This window comes from Inquilinus ginsengisoli, assembly GCF_050434925.1.
GTDB lineage: Bacteria > Pseudomonadota > Alphaproteobacteria > DSM-16000 > Inquilinaceae > Inquilinus > Inquilinus ginsengisoli_B.
In genome coordinates this window covers 7,614,373-7,629,685 of record NZ_JBNDJK010000001.1, presented here as the reverse complement: position 1 = coordinate 7,629,685, position 15,313 = coordinate 7,614,373, and the positions used below count along the sequence as shown (strand labels likewise).

The 15,313-nt window shown below is 71.1% G+C and carries 13 protein-coding genes; 2 read left to right on the top strand and 11 right to left on the bottom strand.

The window, feature by feature from the left end; genetic code table 11:
- Window positions 1–34 precede the first annotated feature (34 nt).
- The 11 genes from QFZ27_RS35690 to QFZ27_RS35640 form a co-directional block, all read right to left on the bottom strand.
- Window positions 35–1,237, bottom strand: coding sequence for an ABC transporter substrate-binding protein (locus QFZ27_RS35690; RefSeq protein WP_429231443.1), 1,203 nt, complete (start codon window positions 1,235–1,237; stop codon window positions 35–37).
- Between the two features lie 52 nt (window positions 1,238–1,289).
- Window positions 1,290–1,874, bottom strand: coding sequence for an amino acid synthesis family protein (locus QFZ27_RS35685; protein WP_429231442.1), 585 nt, complete (start codon window positions 1,872–1,874; stop codon window positions 1,290–1,292).
- Window positions 1,871–2,455: an amino acid synthesis family protein gene (locus tag QFZ27_RS35680; RefSeq protein WP_429231441.1), complete on the bottom strand. Its 585-nt coding sequence runs from the start codon at window positions 2,453–2,455 to the stop codon at window positions 1,871–1,873. The genes QFZ27_RS35685 and QFZ27_RS35680 overlap by 4 nt, the downstream gene beginning before the upstream one ends.
- A complete protein-coding gene (locus QFZ27_RS35675; protein ID WP_429231440.1) occupies window positions 2,448–3,329 on the bottom strand; it encodes a UPF0280 family protein in 882 nt (293 codons plus the stop codon). The genes QFZ27_RS35680 and QFZ27_RS35675 overlap by 8 nt, the downstream gene beginning before the upstream one ends.
- Window positions 3,330–3,503: 174 nt before the next feature.
- Window positions 3,504–4,988, bottom strand: coding sequence for a 6-hydroxynicotinate reductase (locus tag QFZ27_RS35670; RefSeq protein WP_429231439.1), 1,485 nt, complete (start codon window positions 4,986–4,988; stop codon window positions 3,504–3,506).
- 1 nt (window position 4,989) lies between these two features.
- Complete coding sequence (locus QFZ27_RS35665) at window positions 4,990–7,746, bottom strand: molybdopterin-dependent oxidoreductase (RefSeq protein ID WP_429231437.1); 2,757 nt, start codon at window positions 7,744–7,746, stop codon at window positions 4,990–4,992.
- A 1-nt stretch (window position 7,747) separates the two neighbouring features.
- A complete protein-coding gene (locus tag QFZ27_RS35660; RefSeq protein WP_429231436.1) occupies window positions 7,748–8,584 on the bottom strand; it encodes an FAD binding domain-containing protein in 837 nt (278 codons plus the stop codon).
- 148 nt (window positions 8,585–8,732) lie between these two features.
- The gene (locus QFZ27_RS35655) at window positions 8,733–8,990 is read right to left on the bottom strand and encodes a hypothetical protein (protein WP_429231434.1); all 258 of its coding nucleotides are present in this window, start codon (window positions 8,988–8,990) and stop codon (window positions 8,733–8,735) included.
- 128 nt (window positions 8,991–9,118) lie between these two features.
- Window positions 9,119–11,467, bottom strand: coding sequence for a penicillin acylase family protein (locus QFZ27_RS35650; RefSeq protein ID WP_429231432.1), 2,349 nt, complete (start codon window positions 11,465–11,467; stop codon window positions 9,119–9,121).
- 14 nt (window positions 11,468–11,481) lie between these two features.
- Window positions 11,482–12,594, bottom strand: a complete 1,113-nt coding sequence (locus tag QFZ27_RS35645; RefSeq protein WP_429231430.1) for an NADH:flavin oxidoreductase/NADH oxidase — start codon at window positions 12,592–12,594, stop codon at window positions 11,482–11,484.
- Window positions 12,595–12,714: 120 nt separating this feature from the next.
- Window positions 12,715–13,407, bottom strand: a complete 693-nt coding sequence (locus QFZ27_RS35640) for a TetR/AcrR family transcriptional regulator (protein ID WP_429231429.1) — start codon at window positions 13,405–13,407, stop codon at window positions 12,715–12,717.
- 152 nt (window positions 13,408–13,559) lie between these two features.
- Here QFZ27_RS35640 and QFZ27_RS35635 point away from each other — a divergent pair, with 152 nt between their 5' ends.
- The gene (locus QFZ27_RS35635) at window positions 13,560–14,762 is read left to right on the top strand and encodes a multidrug effflux MFS transporter (protein WP_429231427.1); all 1,203 of its coding nucleotides are present in this window, start codon (window positions 13,560–13,562) and stop codon (window positions 14,760–14,762) included.
- Between the two features lie 124 nt (window positions 14,763–14,886).
- Window positions 14,887–15,249 carry an SPW repeat protein gene (locus QFZ27_RS35630; RefSeq protein ID WP_429231425.1) on the top strand — a complete coding sequence of 121 codons (363 nt, stop codon included), beginning with the start codon at window positions 14,887–14,889 and terminating at the stop codon, window positions 15,247–15,249.
- Window positions 15,250–15,313: the final 64 nt, after the last annotated feature.

The following is a 15,313-nucleotide window of genomic DNA, read 5'->3' as shown; positions in this document are numbered from 1 at the left end:
CGCCATGATGGATCTATATTTCCGCCCGCTGGCGCTACTCCGCCGGCCGCAGCTTCGCCACTTCGGCGTCGCTGGGCAGGTACTGGGCGCCGTCGCGGTAGTGGAAGTCGGTCATCACGCCCTTGCCATCCTCGACCGTGGTCTTGCCGACGAAGGCGCCGAGGGTCGACTGGTGGTCGATCTTGCGGAAGGTGATCGGCCCGAACGGGCTGTCGACGCCGATGCCCTCGGCCGCCGCGATCATCTTGTCGGGGTCGGCCGACCCGGCCTTGGCCAGGATTGCGGCGATCGACTTCATCGTGGTGTAGCCGACGATCGAGCCGAGCCGCGGATAGTCGTCGTACTTGGCCTGATAGGCCTTCAGGAACGCGTCATGCTCCGGCGACTTGATCGCGTACCAGGGATAGCCGGTGACGATCCAGCCCTCCGGCGTCTCGTCCTTCAGCGGGTCGAGATATTCCGGCTCGCCGGTCAGGAAGCTGACCACCGACCGGTCCTCGAACAGGCCGCGGGTGTTGCCCTCGCGCACGAACTTCACCAGGTCGGCGCCGAAGGTGACGTTCAGGATCGCCTCGGGCTTCGACGCGGCCAGCGCCTGGACCACCGAGCCGGCGTCGATCTTGCCCTGCGGCGGCCACTGCGCGTCGACCCATTCGATGTCCGGCCGCTTGGCCGACAGCAACTGCTTGAACACCGCCACCGCCGACTGGCCGTATTCGTAGTTCGGCGCCACCGTGGCCCAGCGCTTGGCCGGCAGCTTCGCCGCCTCCTCGGCCAGCATCGCCGCCTGCATGTAGTTCGACGGGCGCAGCCGGAAGGTGTAGCGGTTGCCGTTGGCCCAGGTGACGGCGTCGGTCAGGGGCTCCGCCGCCATGAAGAACACCTTCTTCTGCTTGGCGAAGTCCGACACCGCGAGGCCGATATTGGAGAAGAAGGTGCCGGCCAGGATGGTCACGCCCTCGGACGAGACCAGCTCGTTGGCGGCGGTCACCGCGTCGGCCGGCTTGCCGCCGTCGTCCTTGGAGACGACGACCAGCTTCTGGCCGTTCACCCCGCCCGCGGCGTTGATCTCCTCGATCGCCAACTGCCAGCCCTTGCGGTAGGGCTCGGTGAAGGCCGGCAGCGCGGAATAGCTGTTGATCTCCCCGATCTTGATCTCCTGCGCCCCGGCGGCTGCCGGGGTGCCGAGCGCGGCGAACAGCGCCAGCGCCGCCGCGACGTGAAACCTTGCCTTCATCCCTGTCTCCTTCGTGTCCTTGTCGGTCGGGCTGCCTTCTGGTTTGCCCGATTCAGCGGAGGCCGTCCTCTCCCTTGATCTCGCTCGTCTTCAGCCCGCCGACCCGGGGCAGGGGGCGGCCGCTGTCGGTCACCGCCACCGCGACCACGATCTCGCCGGCCCGCGGCGCATCGGCGATGCGCACCTCCATGCCGTCGAAATGGCTGCGGACATAGGCCGCGTCCTTGTGGCCCAGCGGGATGTCCAGCGCCACGCCCGGGCCGCCGCGCTTCTTCGAGGACGGGATCAGCGCCGCGCCCTTGCCCAGCACGCGGCGCACCGGCATGCCCAGCTTCGGATGCAGGATCGCCGCGGCATGCTCCAGCTCGCCATTCTCGCCCACCGCCGCGGCCTTGCCGTAGCTCTCGGCGCGGGATCCCTCGATGCCCAGCGCCGCCACCGCCCTCTCGGCCAGCAGGGCGCCCAGTTCCTCGCCGATTTCGAACAGCTCGGTCAGGTCGTCGACATAGCGGCCGGCGAAGGGGTTCTCGATCACCGCCACGGCGGCGGCGCGGCGGGTCGGCGGGACGACCTGTCGGCCCATCTCGGTCACCGTCTCCTCGACCACGGTCACGATCTTGCGGATCTTCGCGCTCATCGCAGGCCGTCCTCGCCCTTGATCTCGCTGGCCTTCAGCCCGCCGACGCGGGCATGGATGCGGGCGCCGGTGGTCATTACCAGCACCAGCGCGATCTCGTCCGCCTTCGGCCCGTCCGGCACGCCCACCTCCATCGCGTCGAAATGGCTGCGGACATAGGAGGCGTCGATATGCGTCACCGGCACGTCCAGCCGTGCGCCGGGGCCGCCGACCTTCTTGGCCGAGGCGACGATCGCCTTGGCGCCGCCCAGCGCCTCGCGCATGGCGTAGCCGCCGGGGACATGCCACAGCGCGCCATGCTCCAGCTCGCCGGCGGCGCCGACGATGGCGCCCTTGCCATAGCCTTCGATGGCCTTCGGGTCGCCGCCCAGCGCCGCAATCAGCTGCTGCGCCATGGCCAAGCCCAGCGGCTTCAGGTCGTCCATGAAGCCCGCGATCTCCTCGACATAGCGGCCGGCGAAGGGGTTGCGGATCACGGCGATGATGGCGCCCCGCCGCAGCGGCGTCGCGGCCGGCGGCCCGCCCTCGTGGAAGATCTCCTCGACGGTGACCAGGCGCTTGCGGATCTCGACCTCAGGCATGGATCAGGCTCTTTGCTTGCGTAGGGGTTTGCGGGCCACCCAGCCCCACCGTCCGCGTCTCGCCGGCCAGATGCAAGGCGGCGGCGCGGATCAGGCCGCGGGCGATCAGGGTGTCGGCGACGGCGGCGCCGGCGGCCAGGGCGGCATCGATCTCTGCCGGGGCCAGCGGGCCGACGCCGCGGGTCACCGGGCGGTCGCCCAGGTCGCTGTCGGGCTGCAGCTCTCGCGCCGGCACGCGGGCGATCGCCGGATGGCCGGGCAGGTCGACGGCGTTGGCCACCACCGTGGCTGCGGCATCGGCATCGGCGGCGCCGACGGCGAGGATGGTGACGGCATCGGCGATGCCCAGCGAGAAGCTGCGGCCGCGCCAGCCGCTGGTGGCGATGCCGCGGATCCCGTCCCCGGCCGCGAGCACGGTGGTGCCGAACAGGCCCGGCCGGTCGGGCCGGTCGACCAGGCCGATTGTGAAGCTCTGCCCCGGCGCCAGGTGCAGGGCGATGTCGCCGCCATTGTTGACATAGGCCCGGGCCAAAGGCGCCGCCACGGTCATCGCCGCCAGCACCGCCTCGGCCACCGCGCCGGCCACCGCCGCCATCGGGGTGATGAAGCTTTCGGCGGCATGGGGCGCCACCGCGTCATGCATGCGGCGGGCGACCGGCCCCCGCAACGGACAGCGGTCCGGCCGCGCCGGAGAGCGCAGCAGCGCCAGCTCATCGCACAGCTCGTCCAGCAGGCCGGTGAAGCGCCGTGCCGCCGCCGCATAGGCCGCCCGCACCGCCGCCGCCGTTCCGGTCGCCTCGACGATCAGGTCGATCGGCCCGTCCTGCAGATGCAGGCGCCGCCCGTCGGGCAACAAAGCGATCTTAGCCCGCATTTCTCACCCCCCTTGCGCCCTGCGTCGCCTTGCAGCGGCCGTCTGCGGGCGCGGGCCGCTCGACCGTATGATCCGATACGCCCTTCGCGGCCCGCGCCCTCATCCGACTCCCTGCAAGGCGACGCAGGGCGCAAGGGGGGTGAGAAATGCGGGCTGGACGGCGCGCCATCGGCGTCAGCCGTGCGACCGCTTCGCGCCTTCCGGCGCGAAGGGCCAGGGGTTATCGCGATGTCCCGGCACCTGCCGCCGTGCCATGTCGACACCGAGCGAGGAGAGCGGGCGGACATGGTCCATATGCCCCTCCAGCGCCTCATAGTCGGACAGGCGCAGGGTGAACTCGATCGGCGCCACCAGGGCCGGGGTCGGGACATATCCGAAGGCGTTCTCCGGCACCCTTGTCACATCGACCATGAAGGTGATGCCGCCGCCGGGCCAGACATAGACCGGGGCGCCGCCGCAGGTGACGTAGGTCAGCGCCTGCTTCACCGAGCGGGTAAGCCGCACCGGGTTCTCGGTGACGCCGGAGCGCAGCGAGCCGCCGGCCCCGCCCATGAACAGCACGGTGCACAAGGCCGGCTCGCAATTCTCCTCGATCCGCGCGATCGACTGCCGCAGCGCCGCCGGCAGCTCCTGCTGTACGGGCGTCAGCGCGTCGTCCAGCTCGTAATAGGCGAAATGCTCGCCGGTGGTGCTGACCATCAGCATGGTCAGGCCGGGCCGCGCCGCCTTGGGGTTGAACGGCCCCAGGATCGACAGCGGGTCGGAGATGTCGGTGCCGCCCCAGCCGGTGCCGGGCTGCGCCACCTGGAAGTAGCGGCCGGGGGTGGAGCGGCGGCCCTTCATGTGGATGCCGGTCTCGGCGATGCCCAGCATCTTGCCGGCCTGGTGCTCCGACAGCACGCCGGTGATGTGGTCGTCGACCACCACCACCTCGTCGACCTTGCCGTGCCACTGCTTGGCGAACATGCCGATGGTGGCGGAGCCGCAGCCGACCCGCATCCGCTCCTCGGCCGCGCCGTTGACGATCGGCGGCCGGCCGGCCTGGACGATCACGGTGGCGCCGTCATCGATGGTCAGCTCGACCGCGCGGCCGTTGCTCAGCTCCAGCAGGGTGTCGCAGGTGACGCGGCCTTCCTTCTTGCTGCCGCCGGTCAGGTGATGCACGCCGCCCAGCGACAGCATCTGCGACCCGTACTCGCCGGTGGTGACGTGGCCGACCGGCTCGCCCTGGGCCCGCACCAGGCTGCGCTCCGGCCCCAGATGGCGGTCGGTGTCGACCTTCACCTTGACGCCGCAATAGCTGAAGATGCCCTCGGTCACCACCGTGACCATGTCGACCCCGTCGACCTCGGCCGAGACGATGAAGGGGGCCGGCTTGTAGTCCGGATAGGTGGTGCCGGCGCCGATCGCGGTGACGAAGGTCTCCGGCCCGCGCACCAGCTTGCCGTCCCAGTCGCCGACGCGGCTGAACGGCACCACGCTGCCGCCCTGCTGCAGGGTGCGGTCCAGCACCACATGCGGGTCGACCCGGACCAGAGTGCCGTCATGGTTGGCGTAGCGGTCGCAGGCTCCGGCGGCGCCGGGCTTGATGTAGCACATCACCGGGCAGGCATCGCAGCGGATGCGGCCGTCCTCGGTCTTTTCCGTGGGCTGGGACATGTCAGTCCTTCTGTCCGGCCGCCAGGATCGCGGCGCGGATGCGGTCCGGCGTCGCCGGCACCCGGCGGATGCGCACGCCGGTGGCGTCGTGGATGGCGTTCAGGATGGCGGGGGCGGTCGGGATCAGCGCCTGCTCGCCGATGCCCTTGGCGCCGAACGGGCCGACCGGGGCGGCGTCCTCGATCAGGATCGATTCCACCGGCGGCATGTCGCCGGCCGAGGGGATCAGATAGTCGTGCAGGTTCTCGCCGCGGCCGGGATGGAACTCCTCCATCAGCGCCAGCCCGAGGCCCTGGGCGGCGCCGCCCTCGATCTGGCCCTCGACCAGGGTCGGGTTGATCGCCCGGCCGACATCGTGCGCGGCGGTGATCTTCAGCACGCGGACGGTGCCCAGCTCGGTGTCGACCTCGATCTCGGCCATATGCGCGCCGAAGCCGTAGACGGCATAGGGCACGCCCTGGCCGTCCGCGTCCAGCGGACTGGTCGGCGGGTCGAAGGTGGCCTCGGCGGCCAGGACATAACCGCGCTCGTCCTGCGGCAGGGCCGCCAGGTCCAGGCTGCGGGCATGCTCGCCTTCGGTCACGGTCACCCGGCCGCCGGCGAAGGCGATGGCGGCGCCCTCGCCGGCATTGGCCAGGCGCAGCAAAGCGCGGCGCAGGTCGCGGCCCGCCAGCTCCGCCGCCTTGCCGGTGACGAAGGTCTGGCGCGAGGCCGAGGTCTTGCCGCAATCCGGCGTCAGGTCGGTGTCGGCCGAGACCAGGTCGAAGCGGTCGATCGGCGCGCCCAGCGCATCGGCGCAGATCTGGGTGACGACGGTGTTGGAGCCCTGGCCGATATCGACCGCGCCCTGGTGCAGCGCGATCCGCCCGTCCGGCTTCAGCCCGATGCGGATGGTCGACGGGTTGGGCAGCGAGGTGTTGCCGCAGCCATACCACATGCCGGCGACGCCGGCGCCGCGGCGCAGCGGGCCGGCGGCGGATTTGTTGAAGGCCTCCACCTCGTCCTGCGCCCGGCGCCAATGCGGCCGCAGCGATTCCAGGCAGGCGCGGATGCCGGTGCCTTCGCCCAGCACCTGGCCGGTCACGGTCGGCTGGTCTGGGCGCAAGGCGTTGGCGATGCGGAACTCCAGCCGGTCGATGCCCAGCCGGTCGGCCAGCTCGTCATAGAGCTGCTCCTGCGCCACCCCGGCCTGGGGCACGCCGAAGCCGCGGAAGGCGCCGGCCGGCACCAGATGCGTGTGCACGGCGCGGGTCAGCGCCCGGTAATGCGGCACGTAGTAGGGGCCGGAGGCGTGCACCGGCACCCGGTTGGCGACCGTTGGGCCCCAGGAGGAATAGGCGCCGGTGTTGAAGTCGCCGATAAAGTCCAGCGCCACCAGCTTGCCGTCCCTGGCCGCCCCGACCCGGGCGCGGATGCGCGACGGGTGGCGCTTGGTCGTGGTCATGATCGACTCGCTGCGGGAATAGACCATCCGCACCGGCCGGTTCAGATGCCAGGCCGCGATCGCGATGAAAGGCTGGATCGACAGGTCCAGCTTCGAGCCGAAGCCGCCGCCGACCGCGGTCGGGATGATCCGCACCGCCTCAGGCGCGATGCCGAGGATCTTGGCGACGTCGTCGCGGTCCATATAAGGCGCCTGGGTGCAGGCCTGGATCTCGATCCGGTCGCCGACCCGGCGGGCGAAGCCGGCCTCCGGCTCGATATAGGCGTGCTCGACGAAGCCGGTCTCGAACTCGCCCTCGACCACCACGTCCGCCGTCTCCAGCGCCGCCTCGACATCGCCGCGCACGACCCGGCCGCGCACCAGGATGTTGCCGGCGCGGTCGGCATGGACCAGGTCGGCGCCCGGCGCCAGCGCAGTGTCGATGGTGGTGTGGGCGGGCAGCGGCTCCCAGATGACCGGGAAATCCGACAGGTCGAGCGACTCAATCGCCCAGCTCTCGCCGACCACGGCGGCCACTGCCTCGCCGCGGAACCGGGCCTCGGTGTCGGCGAAGGCCGGCTGGTCGGCGAAGGGGCCGATCACGCCGAAGCGGTTCTCGCCCGGCACGTCCCTTGCCGTGAACACCCGGACCACGCCGGGATGGGCGGCGGCGAAGCCGTCGATATCGCAGAAGGTGAAGCGGGCGCGGTGATGCGGGCTGCGGATGGCGCGCAGGGTCAAGGCGCCGGACGGGGTCTCGTCGGCGCCGAACACGTCGCGGCCTTCGACCTTGCGGCGGCCGTCCAGCCGGTCGATCCGGGCGCCGACGGCGTGGCCCGCCGCCGGCCCCTCGGCCGCTGCGGGCTCGACCCGGGCGTCGAGGATGGCGGCGACGATCTTGCGGTAACCGGTGCAGCGGCACAGCACGCCGCCGATCGCGTCCATCACCTCGGCCTCGGCCGGCTCCGGGGTCCGGTCCAGCAGGGCGGCGGCGGCCACCAGCATGCCGGGGGTGCAGATGCCGCACTGGGCGGCGCCGTGGCGCAGGAAGGCGGATTGCAGCCGGGACGCCGTGGGCGACTGCGCCGGCAGCCCCTCGATGGTGGTCACCCGGCGGCCCTCGACCTGGCCGGATGCGACCAGGCAGCCGCAGACCGGGGCATCGTCCAGCAGCACGGTGCAGGCGCCGCAATCGCCGGCGTCGCAGCCGACCTTGGTGCCGGTCAGGCCCAGATCGTCGCGCAGCAGGCGGGTCAGCCGGCCGGCGGGATCGGCCGGCACCTGCACCGGGCGGCCGTTCAGGGTGAAGCCGAGCACGGGGCGGGCGTCGAGCATCTCAGATCTCCGCCGCACAGGCATCGAGGCCGCGGCGCACCAGGGTCAAGGCCGCATCCAGGCGGTAGGCGGCGCTGGCACGGACATCGCCGATCGGCGACAGCGGCGCCAGATGCTCCGGCCGGGCCAGCGCGCCGAGGCCGGGCCGCGCCGGGGCGCCGACGAGATCCTGCTCCAGCGCTGTCAGCCGCTGCGCGACGGCGGAGCAGGAGCCGACCGCGATGCGCGCCTGGGCGACCCAGCCGTCGGCGTCGGCCGCGACCACCGCCGCCACCATGGCGATCGAGATCACCAGATAGCGGCGGGCGCCGAGCTTGAGGAAGGCCGAGGCGCCGGCATCGATGGTCCGCGGCACGATCACCGCGGTGACGATCTCGTCGTCACGCCGGGCGGTGCGGCGGTTGCCGGAAATGAAGTCGGGCAGCGGCAGGGTGCGGCTGCCGGCCCGCGAGCGCAGCTCCACCGCGGCGTCCAGGGCCAGCAGCGGCGGCACGCCGTCGGCAGCGGGGGAGGCGTTGCACAGGTTGCCGGCGATGGTGCCCAGGTTCTGGATCTGCACCGACCCGACCTCCCGCGCCGCCGCCTTCAGCGCGTCGAAGCAGCGCGGCAGCGGGGCGGCGATGATGGTGCTCCAGCTGGTGCGAGCGCCGATGCGGATTTCGCTCTCGGTCTGGACAATTCCGTCCAGCTCCGCCAGCCGCGAGATGTCGATGATCGGCCCGGCCAGCGGCCGGTCGCCCGCCGCCGGAAAAATGTCCGTTCCGCCCGCCAGGATGCGGCCGCCCGGCGCCGAAAGCGCCGCCACCGCCTCATCCAGCGTGCCTGGCCGGAGGTACATAGGGGAACTCCCTGGCCTGATCCTGTTCCGACGACCCGCCGTTCTCCAGCGGATATTTCGTTCGTATACAAACGATCTTCATCCGCGATGAGAGGGCTGTCAAGGCGGGATCGGCGACCAGGGCACTGAGGTGGATTACGACCGGCGCTCAGCGAGCCGGATCGGATGAGCCGTCGTCAGTGGTGTTGGCCCACATCGTGTCGAAGACACTCTTCGGCAGGGGGCGACTTGCTGTTTCGCTGAGGCTGACGCCATGTTTCCGTCGCAGGCGATCGGCTGTCTGCATCGGCGTTTCGGACTGGTCGGGGCGTTTGGTTGTGTTCTTTGTAGCCATGCCGATCGCCTCCGTGATGCTCACGGTCCTCAGTCTTCTTTGCACCAACTCGCCGAAATAGTGACTCGTCATGGCGAGCCCCAAAGGGGCGTGGCCATCCAGCTGCACCAGCCTGGATGGCCACGCCGGCTTCGCCGGCTCGCCATGACGGTGAAGGGACCGGAGAGCCGATCTCAAAGGCTGTTGGCATCCACCAATCGTCAGCGCGTGGGCTGCGGCACCAGCCTGATCCGCTCTCCCGCCGCCTCTTCCACCGCCGCGCGGCTGTAGAGCAGCGGCACCTGCTCGCCGCGGGCCCACAACGGAGCGAGGTCGCGGTAGTGCGGGGAGCGCGGGTCGCCGGACTGGCCGGGGGTGTTGATGCAGGTGCTGCGGTCCCAGTCTCCGACATCCATGACGATGCGGACCGAGGCGCCATGCGTCACCCGGAAATCGTCCGGGCGATAGGCGGCGTGCATCACGGTGGAACTGCTGCCGCCCTTCGCCAGCGGGCCGACATCCAGCTCGGCTTGGCGGTCGGGCGCCATAGCGCTGGCCGGATGCTCGAAATAGCCGTGATGCAGATCGCCCCAGCGCCAGGCCGACAGATCATCGCCCAGCCGTCGGATCCCGTCCCGCACCGCCTCGGCGAGCGTCTCGATCAACAGTGCGTCGCGCGCTGCTTCCGGATCGGCGCCGAAGCGCGCATCCGGTGATTCCAGCGCCGCCAGGATGCCGCCGACATCGCCCGGGGCCAGCAGCCGCCGGATCGCCGGGTCGGGCACCAGCCGGGCGAACAGCGCCGGCTTGAGATGCTTCGTCCACCATAGCTCGAACAGCGCCGCGGCGGCGGAATCGGACTCCAGCCGGGCGTCCCAGCCGCGCAGCAGGTCCAGCCCACGAGCTGCCTCGCCGTCCGGCGCCGCGAGCGGCGCCAGCAGGCGCTGCATCCGCCGCGCCGGCACCGACAACGTGTCGGCCTGCAGCGCCCGGGAATCGGCGAGGCCGTGGCGGTCCTGGTCGGTCAGCACCTCGCGGATGCGCACGGCCCGGCTGTCCTCCAGCCATTCGAAGCCCACCGGCCGGTCGTCATGCGGCCAGTCCGGCGGCAGGTTCAGCTCGTTGGCGGTGGCGACGAAGCCTTCGGGAGGATTGACCAGCACCGGCATCAGCGCCGGGTCCATCATGCCGTCCCATTCATGGCTGCCGTCGCCCGGCACCGGGGCCAGGCCATGCCAGTTCGGCCGCCGCGGCACATGGCCGGCCGGCAGCCAGGCGATGGTGCCGGCGGTGTCGGCATAGACCTGGTTCACCGAGGGCGTGCCCCAGCGCCGCATCGCCGCCCGGAACTCGTCGAGATTGCGGCTGCGCATGCCGGACAGGCTGGCGAGATAGGCGGCCGAGCCCGGCTCGAACCACACCGACCGCACCGCCACAACGCTGCGTCGCGTCGGGCCGGCATGGACCACCGGCCCGTGCCGGGTGAAGCGCAGGCTCCGCACCTGCTCTGGCGCGCCCTTGACGGCGAAACGCTCCTCGACCGACCGCATCCGCTCCCAGCCTTCGCCGTAGCGATAGGACTCCGGGTCCTCCGGCCGGGTCTCGTAGAGATACACATCCTCCTGGTCGGCGCCGAAGATGGTCAGGCTGAAGGCGGCGGTGCCGTTGTGGCCCATCATGATGCCGGGCACGGACGGCTCGCCGGCGCCGATCGCGTCGAAGCCCGGCGCGGTCAGGTGGACCAGGTAGCGCAGCGACGGCACGGCATGGGTGCGGTGCGGATCGGTGGCCAGGATCGGCCGGCCGGTCGCGGTGCGACTGCCATGCACCGCCCAGTTGTTCGACCCCTCATGCTCCTGGGCCCGCAGCACCTCGCCGAGATCGGTGGCCACCCGCCACAGATGCGCCTCGTCCAGCGTCGCGGCCAGGCGCTCCGGCGGGAAGGTCACCGGCGCCATCGCCAGGCGGAACAGCTGCAGCGCGTCCGGCGGCACCGCCTCGGGGTCGAAGCCCGGCACCGGCCCGACCTCGACCAGCGGCTCGATCGCCTTGCGCAGCCGGTCGGTGGCGGGATCGGCCCCGGCCAGGACATGGGCGCGCGCCAGCTCCGACAGCGCGTTGCGGGTCAGGCCGTGACTGCGGATGCGGACCACATCCTCCGGCCGCCAGTGCGCCGGCCGGGTGTCGAACAGCCGGAACTCCTGCGGCAGCCGCTCCGGCTCGCGCTCGACGAGGTCGACATAGGCGTTGATGCCGGCGGCGAAGCGGGTGCAGATCGCCGCCGCATCCTCGGCATAGGCGGCCCATTCCGCCGCCATGTCGCCGCGATACAGGAAGTGGCGGCTGGCGACGTCCTGGGCCAGATAGCCGGGGCCGAAATCGGCGGCCAGCAGGCCCAGGCCGCGCTTGCGCCACAGGTCGATCTGCCACAGCCGGTCGCGGGCGGCGTTGAAGCCCTGCAGGAAGAACAGGTCGTCCTCGCTGGCCGCGGTCAGATGCGGGATGCCCCAGCGGTCGACCAGGATCTCGGCCGGGGCGGTCAGGCCCGGAACGGCGATGGTGTCGGTCATTCCGGGCCTCCCACTTATTCCGCGGCTTGCAGCAGCTTGCGGCCGGGCCAGGTCTTGACGCCGGCGCGGGCATATTGCGGCGGCAGGGTCAGCTCGGCGCCCAGCGCCTCGGCGGCATGCCAGCCCCAGCGCGGGTCGTCCAGCACGGCACGGGCCAGCGCCACCTGGTCGGCATCGCCGCGGGTGATGATGCCCTCTGCCTGATGCGGGTCGACGATCATGCCGACGGCGCGGGTGGCCAGCCCGCTCTTCTCGCGGATCTCGCGGGCCAGCGGCACCTGGTAGCCGGGGCCGACCGGAATGCGGGCATGGGCGGCGTTGCCGCCCGAGCTGGCGCAGATGAAGTCGAAGCCGAGCGCCTTCAGCTCGGTCGCGAGAACCGCGGCCTCCTCGACGCCGAAGCCGCCCTCGACCCATTCCGAGGCGCTGACGCGGACGCCCAGCGCGATACCGGCCGGCACCGCGTCGCGCACCGCCCGCGCCACCGCCAGCGGGAAGGCGCGCCGCCGCTCGGCATCGCCGCCCCAGCGGTCGTCGCGCCGGTTCGACAGCGGCGACAGGAAGCTATGCAGCAGATAGCCATGGGCCATGTGCAGCTCGATGGCGTCGAAGCCCAGCCGCACGGCGCGCCTGGCCGCGGCGACGAAGGCGGCCTTCACCCGCTCGAGGCCGGCCTCGTCCAGCGCTTCCGGCGTGTGCCAGCCGGTGTCGAAGGGCAGGGCCGACGGGCCGTCAGTCGGCCAGGGATCCTGGTCGGGGCTGAGGGCGCGGCCGCCTTCCCAGGGGCGCTGGGTCGAGGCCTTGCGGCCGGCATGGGCCAGCTGGATGCCGAAGCGGGTGCCGGGCAGGGCGACGGCGCGGGCCGCGGCCAAAGCGCGGGCGATCGACCGCTCATTGGCGTCGGAATAGAGGCCCAGGCAGCCATGGGTGATGCGGCCGCGGCGTTCGACGCCGGTCGCCTCCACCACCACCAGCGCGGCGCCGGACATGGCGAGGCTCATCCAATGCTGCAGGTGCCAGTCGGTGGCGCTGCCATCGTCGGCGGAGTACTGGCACATCGGTGCCACCACGATCCGGTTGGGCAGCGGGATCGGGCCGAGGGCCAGCGGGGAGAAGAGAGCGGACATGGGCGATCGCTCGATCGGTTACGGGGCACGACGTTCGACGGCGTCGGACGAGATGTTATGTCAGATCTTTCACTCCGCACCAGCCATCGCCGCAGGGCAGGTCCGACCGGCTTGCCGGTGTCAGTTGGGGCGGGCGCGCTGCGCCACAGCGGGCGGCGGCGGGGCGGCCGGGCCGAAGGCGCGCAGGAAGGTGCGCACGGCATTCATGACCCCGATATCGATCTCGGCCTCCGCCGGCTTGGTGCCGAGCATGTGGGAGATGTGGAAATCGGCATGGATCAGGGCCAGGAACTGGCGCGCCGCCAGGTCCGGGTCCTCGATCCGCAGATAGCCGGCATGGGCCAGCCTGGCGAAGCGGGCGGCGATCGCGGCCCAGGCGGTGCCGGGCCCGTGCTCGCGCCAGGCGGCGAACAGCGCCGGATAGCGTTCGCCCTCCGACTGGATCAGCTTGCGCAGCGCGCCGCCGTCACGGTTGTACAGGCAGTTGCGCACCAGCCGGCCGGCGAAGGCGGCCATCTCCGCCTCCAGGTCCCGCGGACGGTCGGGGAAGGTGGTCAGGGTCGAGAACAGGCCGGCATTGCAGCGCTCGGTCATCTCCCGCACCACGGCGACGAACAGCGCCTCCTTGTCGCCGTGGTGGTTGTAGATGGTCTGGCGCGACACGCCCGCCTCGGCCGCGATCAGGTCGATGCTGGCGCCGGCGAAGCCGTCGCGGCAGAACACCGCCGCGGCCGCATCCAGCACCGACGCGTGCTTGGCGACCTGGCCGCGCCGGGGCGGCACCGGCCGCCCGATCTGTTCTGACTCCCGCATCGCCCCATCCTAAGGGGGCTTGACGATTTGGACAATACTGTCCAAAGTTTTGGACAGAGAGTCGCGGCGATCGCCCGAAGAGGCGGCGCGCGTCTCGCTTCCATCACCCGCCCGGACTCCGTCCGCCGGCCTCCGATTCCGGAAGACCGCTCATGTCCTCGTCGCTGCTGCGCTACGCGATCGTGCTCGGCCTGCTTACCGCCATGGGGCCGTTCGCGATCGACATGTACCTGCCGGCGCTGCCGGAGATCGGCCGCGATCTCGGGGCCGGGACCGAGGCGGTGCAGGCCAGCCTGATGGTCTTCTTCATCTCGCTCGGCGTCGGCCAGCTGGTGTTCGGGCCGCTCTCCGACATGTTCGGGCGCAAGCTGCCGCTCTATATCGGCCTCGCCGTGTTCCTCGCCGGCAGCATCGGCTGCGTCTTCGCGCCGGATATCGAGACGCTGATCGCCTTCCGCTTCGTGCAGGGGCTCGGCGCCTGCGCCGGCATGGTGATCCCACGGGCGGTGGTGCGCGACCTGCACACCGGCACCGAGGCGGCACGGCTGATGTCGCTGCTGATGCTGGTGTTCAGCGTCTCGCCGATCCTGGCGCCGCTGGCCGGCAGCTTCGTGATCGAGGCGGCGGGCTGGCGCGGCGTGTTCTGGGTGGTGACGGTCCTCGCCGCCCTCGGCATCCTGCTGCTGGCGCTGTGCCTGTCCGAGACCCGGCCGCGGGCCCATCGGGTGGAGAGCAGCATCGCCGGCGCGCTGTCGGCCTATCGCTCGCTGCTGACCGACCGGCAATTCCTGGGCCTCACCTTCATCGGCGCCTTCGGCATCGCCAGCTTCTTCGCCTATCTGGCCAATTCCTCCTTCGTGCTGATCGAGCATTACGGCCTGTCGCCGCGGCTCTACAGCGTGTTCTTCTCGATCAACGCCGTGTCCTTCATCGGCGTGTCGCAATGCACCGCCTGGCTGGCCGCGCGCTTCGGCTTCGGCCGGATCGTTCGGGTCGCGGTCACCGGCTACGCCGCCGCCATGGTGGTGCTGTTGGCCGTCACTTTGGCCGGGGTCGACCAGCTGGCCGTGCTGGCTGGGCTGCTGTTCATCGGCTACGGCTTCCTCGGCCTCGTCATCCCGACGACCTCGGTGCTGGCGCTGGAGGATCACGGCGCCGTCGCCGGCACCGCCTCCGCCCTGATGGGCACGCTGCAATTCGTCACCGGCGCGGTGGTGATCGCGGTGGTCGGGCCGTTCTTCGACGGCACCTCGCTGCCGATGGTGGCGGGCATCACCACCTGCGCCGTCATCGCCTTCGTGCTGGCCCAGATGACCCTGAGCCGGAAGCGGCCGGTCGAGGTGCCGGCCGAATAGCCGGCGCCATCCGTGACTTGCCGACTCCTTGAAATCCGAAGCGAACGAAACCAGATCATTGGGAACTCCGCGCAGTCGCGCGAAGCGTTGTTGCTCGGTTGATCTTCACATGTGGAGGTTGGTCATGGCTGCTGCAACGACGGAAGACAGGAGGCCGCAGGACTGGGCCAATCTGGTCTTGGCGGTCGTCCTGTTCATCTCTCCCTGGGTGGTTGGCTTTGTGGGCGCTACCGTGCCCACCTGGAACGCTTGGATCGTGGCCCTGGTGCTCGGCCTCATCACGATCGCGGCGCTCTCGGCCTTCGCCGAATGGGAGGAGTGGGTGAACCTGGTTCTCGGCGTCTGGCTGATCGTCGCCCCCTGGGCGCTCGGCTTCGCCGCCAGCATTAACGCCATGTGGACCCATGTGGTCCTCGGCGTGCTGGCAGTGGCCTTGTCGGCCTGGGCGCTGTGGGACTGGCGTCACACCCCGCATGCCCATGCCTGAGGCGTGAGGCCATAGCCTGTGAGGCCCGCTGCCGTGAGACAGCGGGCCTTTTCGTCGGCGTTGG

Excerpts from the sequence above, each read along its gene's own strand:
- QFZ27_RS35690 (WP_429231443.1), bottom strand. The coding sequence starts at position 1,237 with ATGAAGGCAAGGTTTCACGTCGCGGCGGCGCTGGCGCTGTTCGCCGCG.
- QFZ27_RS35685 (WP_429231442.1), bottom strand. The coding sequence starts at position 1,874 with ATGAGCGCGAAGATCCGCAAGATCGTGACCGTGGTCGAGGAGACGGTG.
- QFZ27_RS35680 (WP_429231441.1), bottom strand. The coding sequence starts at position 2,455 with ATGCCTGAGGTCGAGATCCGCAAGCGCCTGGTCACCGTCGAGGAGATC.
- QFZ27_RS35675 (WP_429231440.1), bottom strand. The coding sequence starts at position 3,329 with ATGCGGGCTAAGATCGCTTTGTTGCCCGACGGGCGGCGCCTGCATCTG.
- QFZ27_RS35670 (WP_429231439.1), bottom strand. The coding sequence starts at position 4,988 with ATGTCCCAGCCCACGGAAAAGACCGAGGACGGCCGCATCCGCTGCGAT.
- QFZ27_RS35665 (WP_429231437.1), bottom strand. The coding sequence starts at position 7,746 with ATGCTCGACGCCCGCCCCGTGCTCGGCTTCACCCTGAACGGCCGCCCG.
- QFZ27_RS35660 (WP_429231436.1), bottom strand. The coding sequence starts at position 8,584 with ATGTACCTCCGGCCAGGCACGCTGGATGAGGCGGTGGCGGCGCTTTCG.
- QFZ27_RS35655 (WP_429231434.1), bottom strand. The coding sequence starts at position 8,990 with ATGACGAGTCACTATTTCGGCGAGTTGGTGCAAAGAAGACTGAGGACC.
- QFZ27_RS35650 (WP_429231432.1), bottom strand. The coding sequence starts at position 11,467 with ATGACCGACACCATCGCCGTTCCGGGCCTGACCGCCCCGGCCGAGATC.
- QFZ27_RS35645 (WP_429231430.1), bottom strand. The coding sequence starts at position 12,594 with ATGTCCGCTCTCTTCTCCCCGCTGGCCCTCGGCCCGATCCCGCTGCCC.
- QFZ27_RS35640 (WP_429231429.1), bottom strand. The coding sequence starts at position 13,407 with ATGCGGGAGTCAGAACAGATCGGGCGGCCGGTGCCGCCCCGGCGCGGC.
- QFZ27_RS35635 (WP_429231427.1), top strand. The coding sequence starts at position 13,560 with ATGTCCTCGTCGCTGCTGCGCTACGCGATCGTGCTCGGCCTGCTTACC.
- QFZ27_RS35630 (WP_429231425.1), top strand. The coding sequence starts at position 14,887 with ATGGCTGCTGCAACGACGGAAGACAGGAGGCCGCAGGACTGGGCCAAT.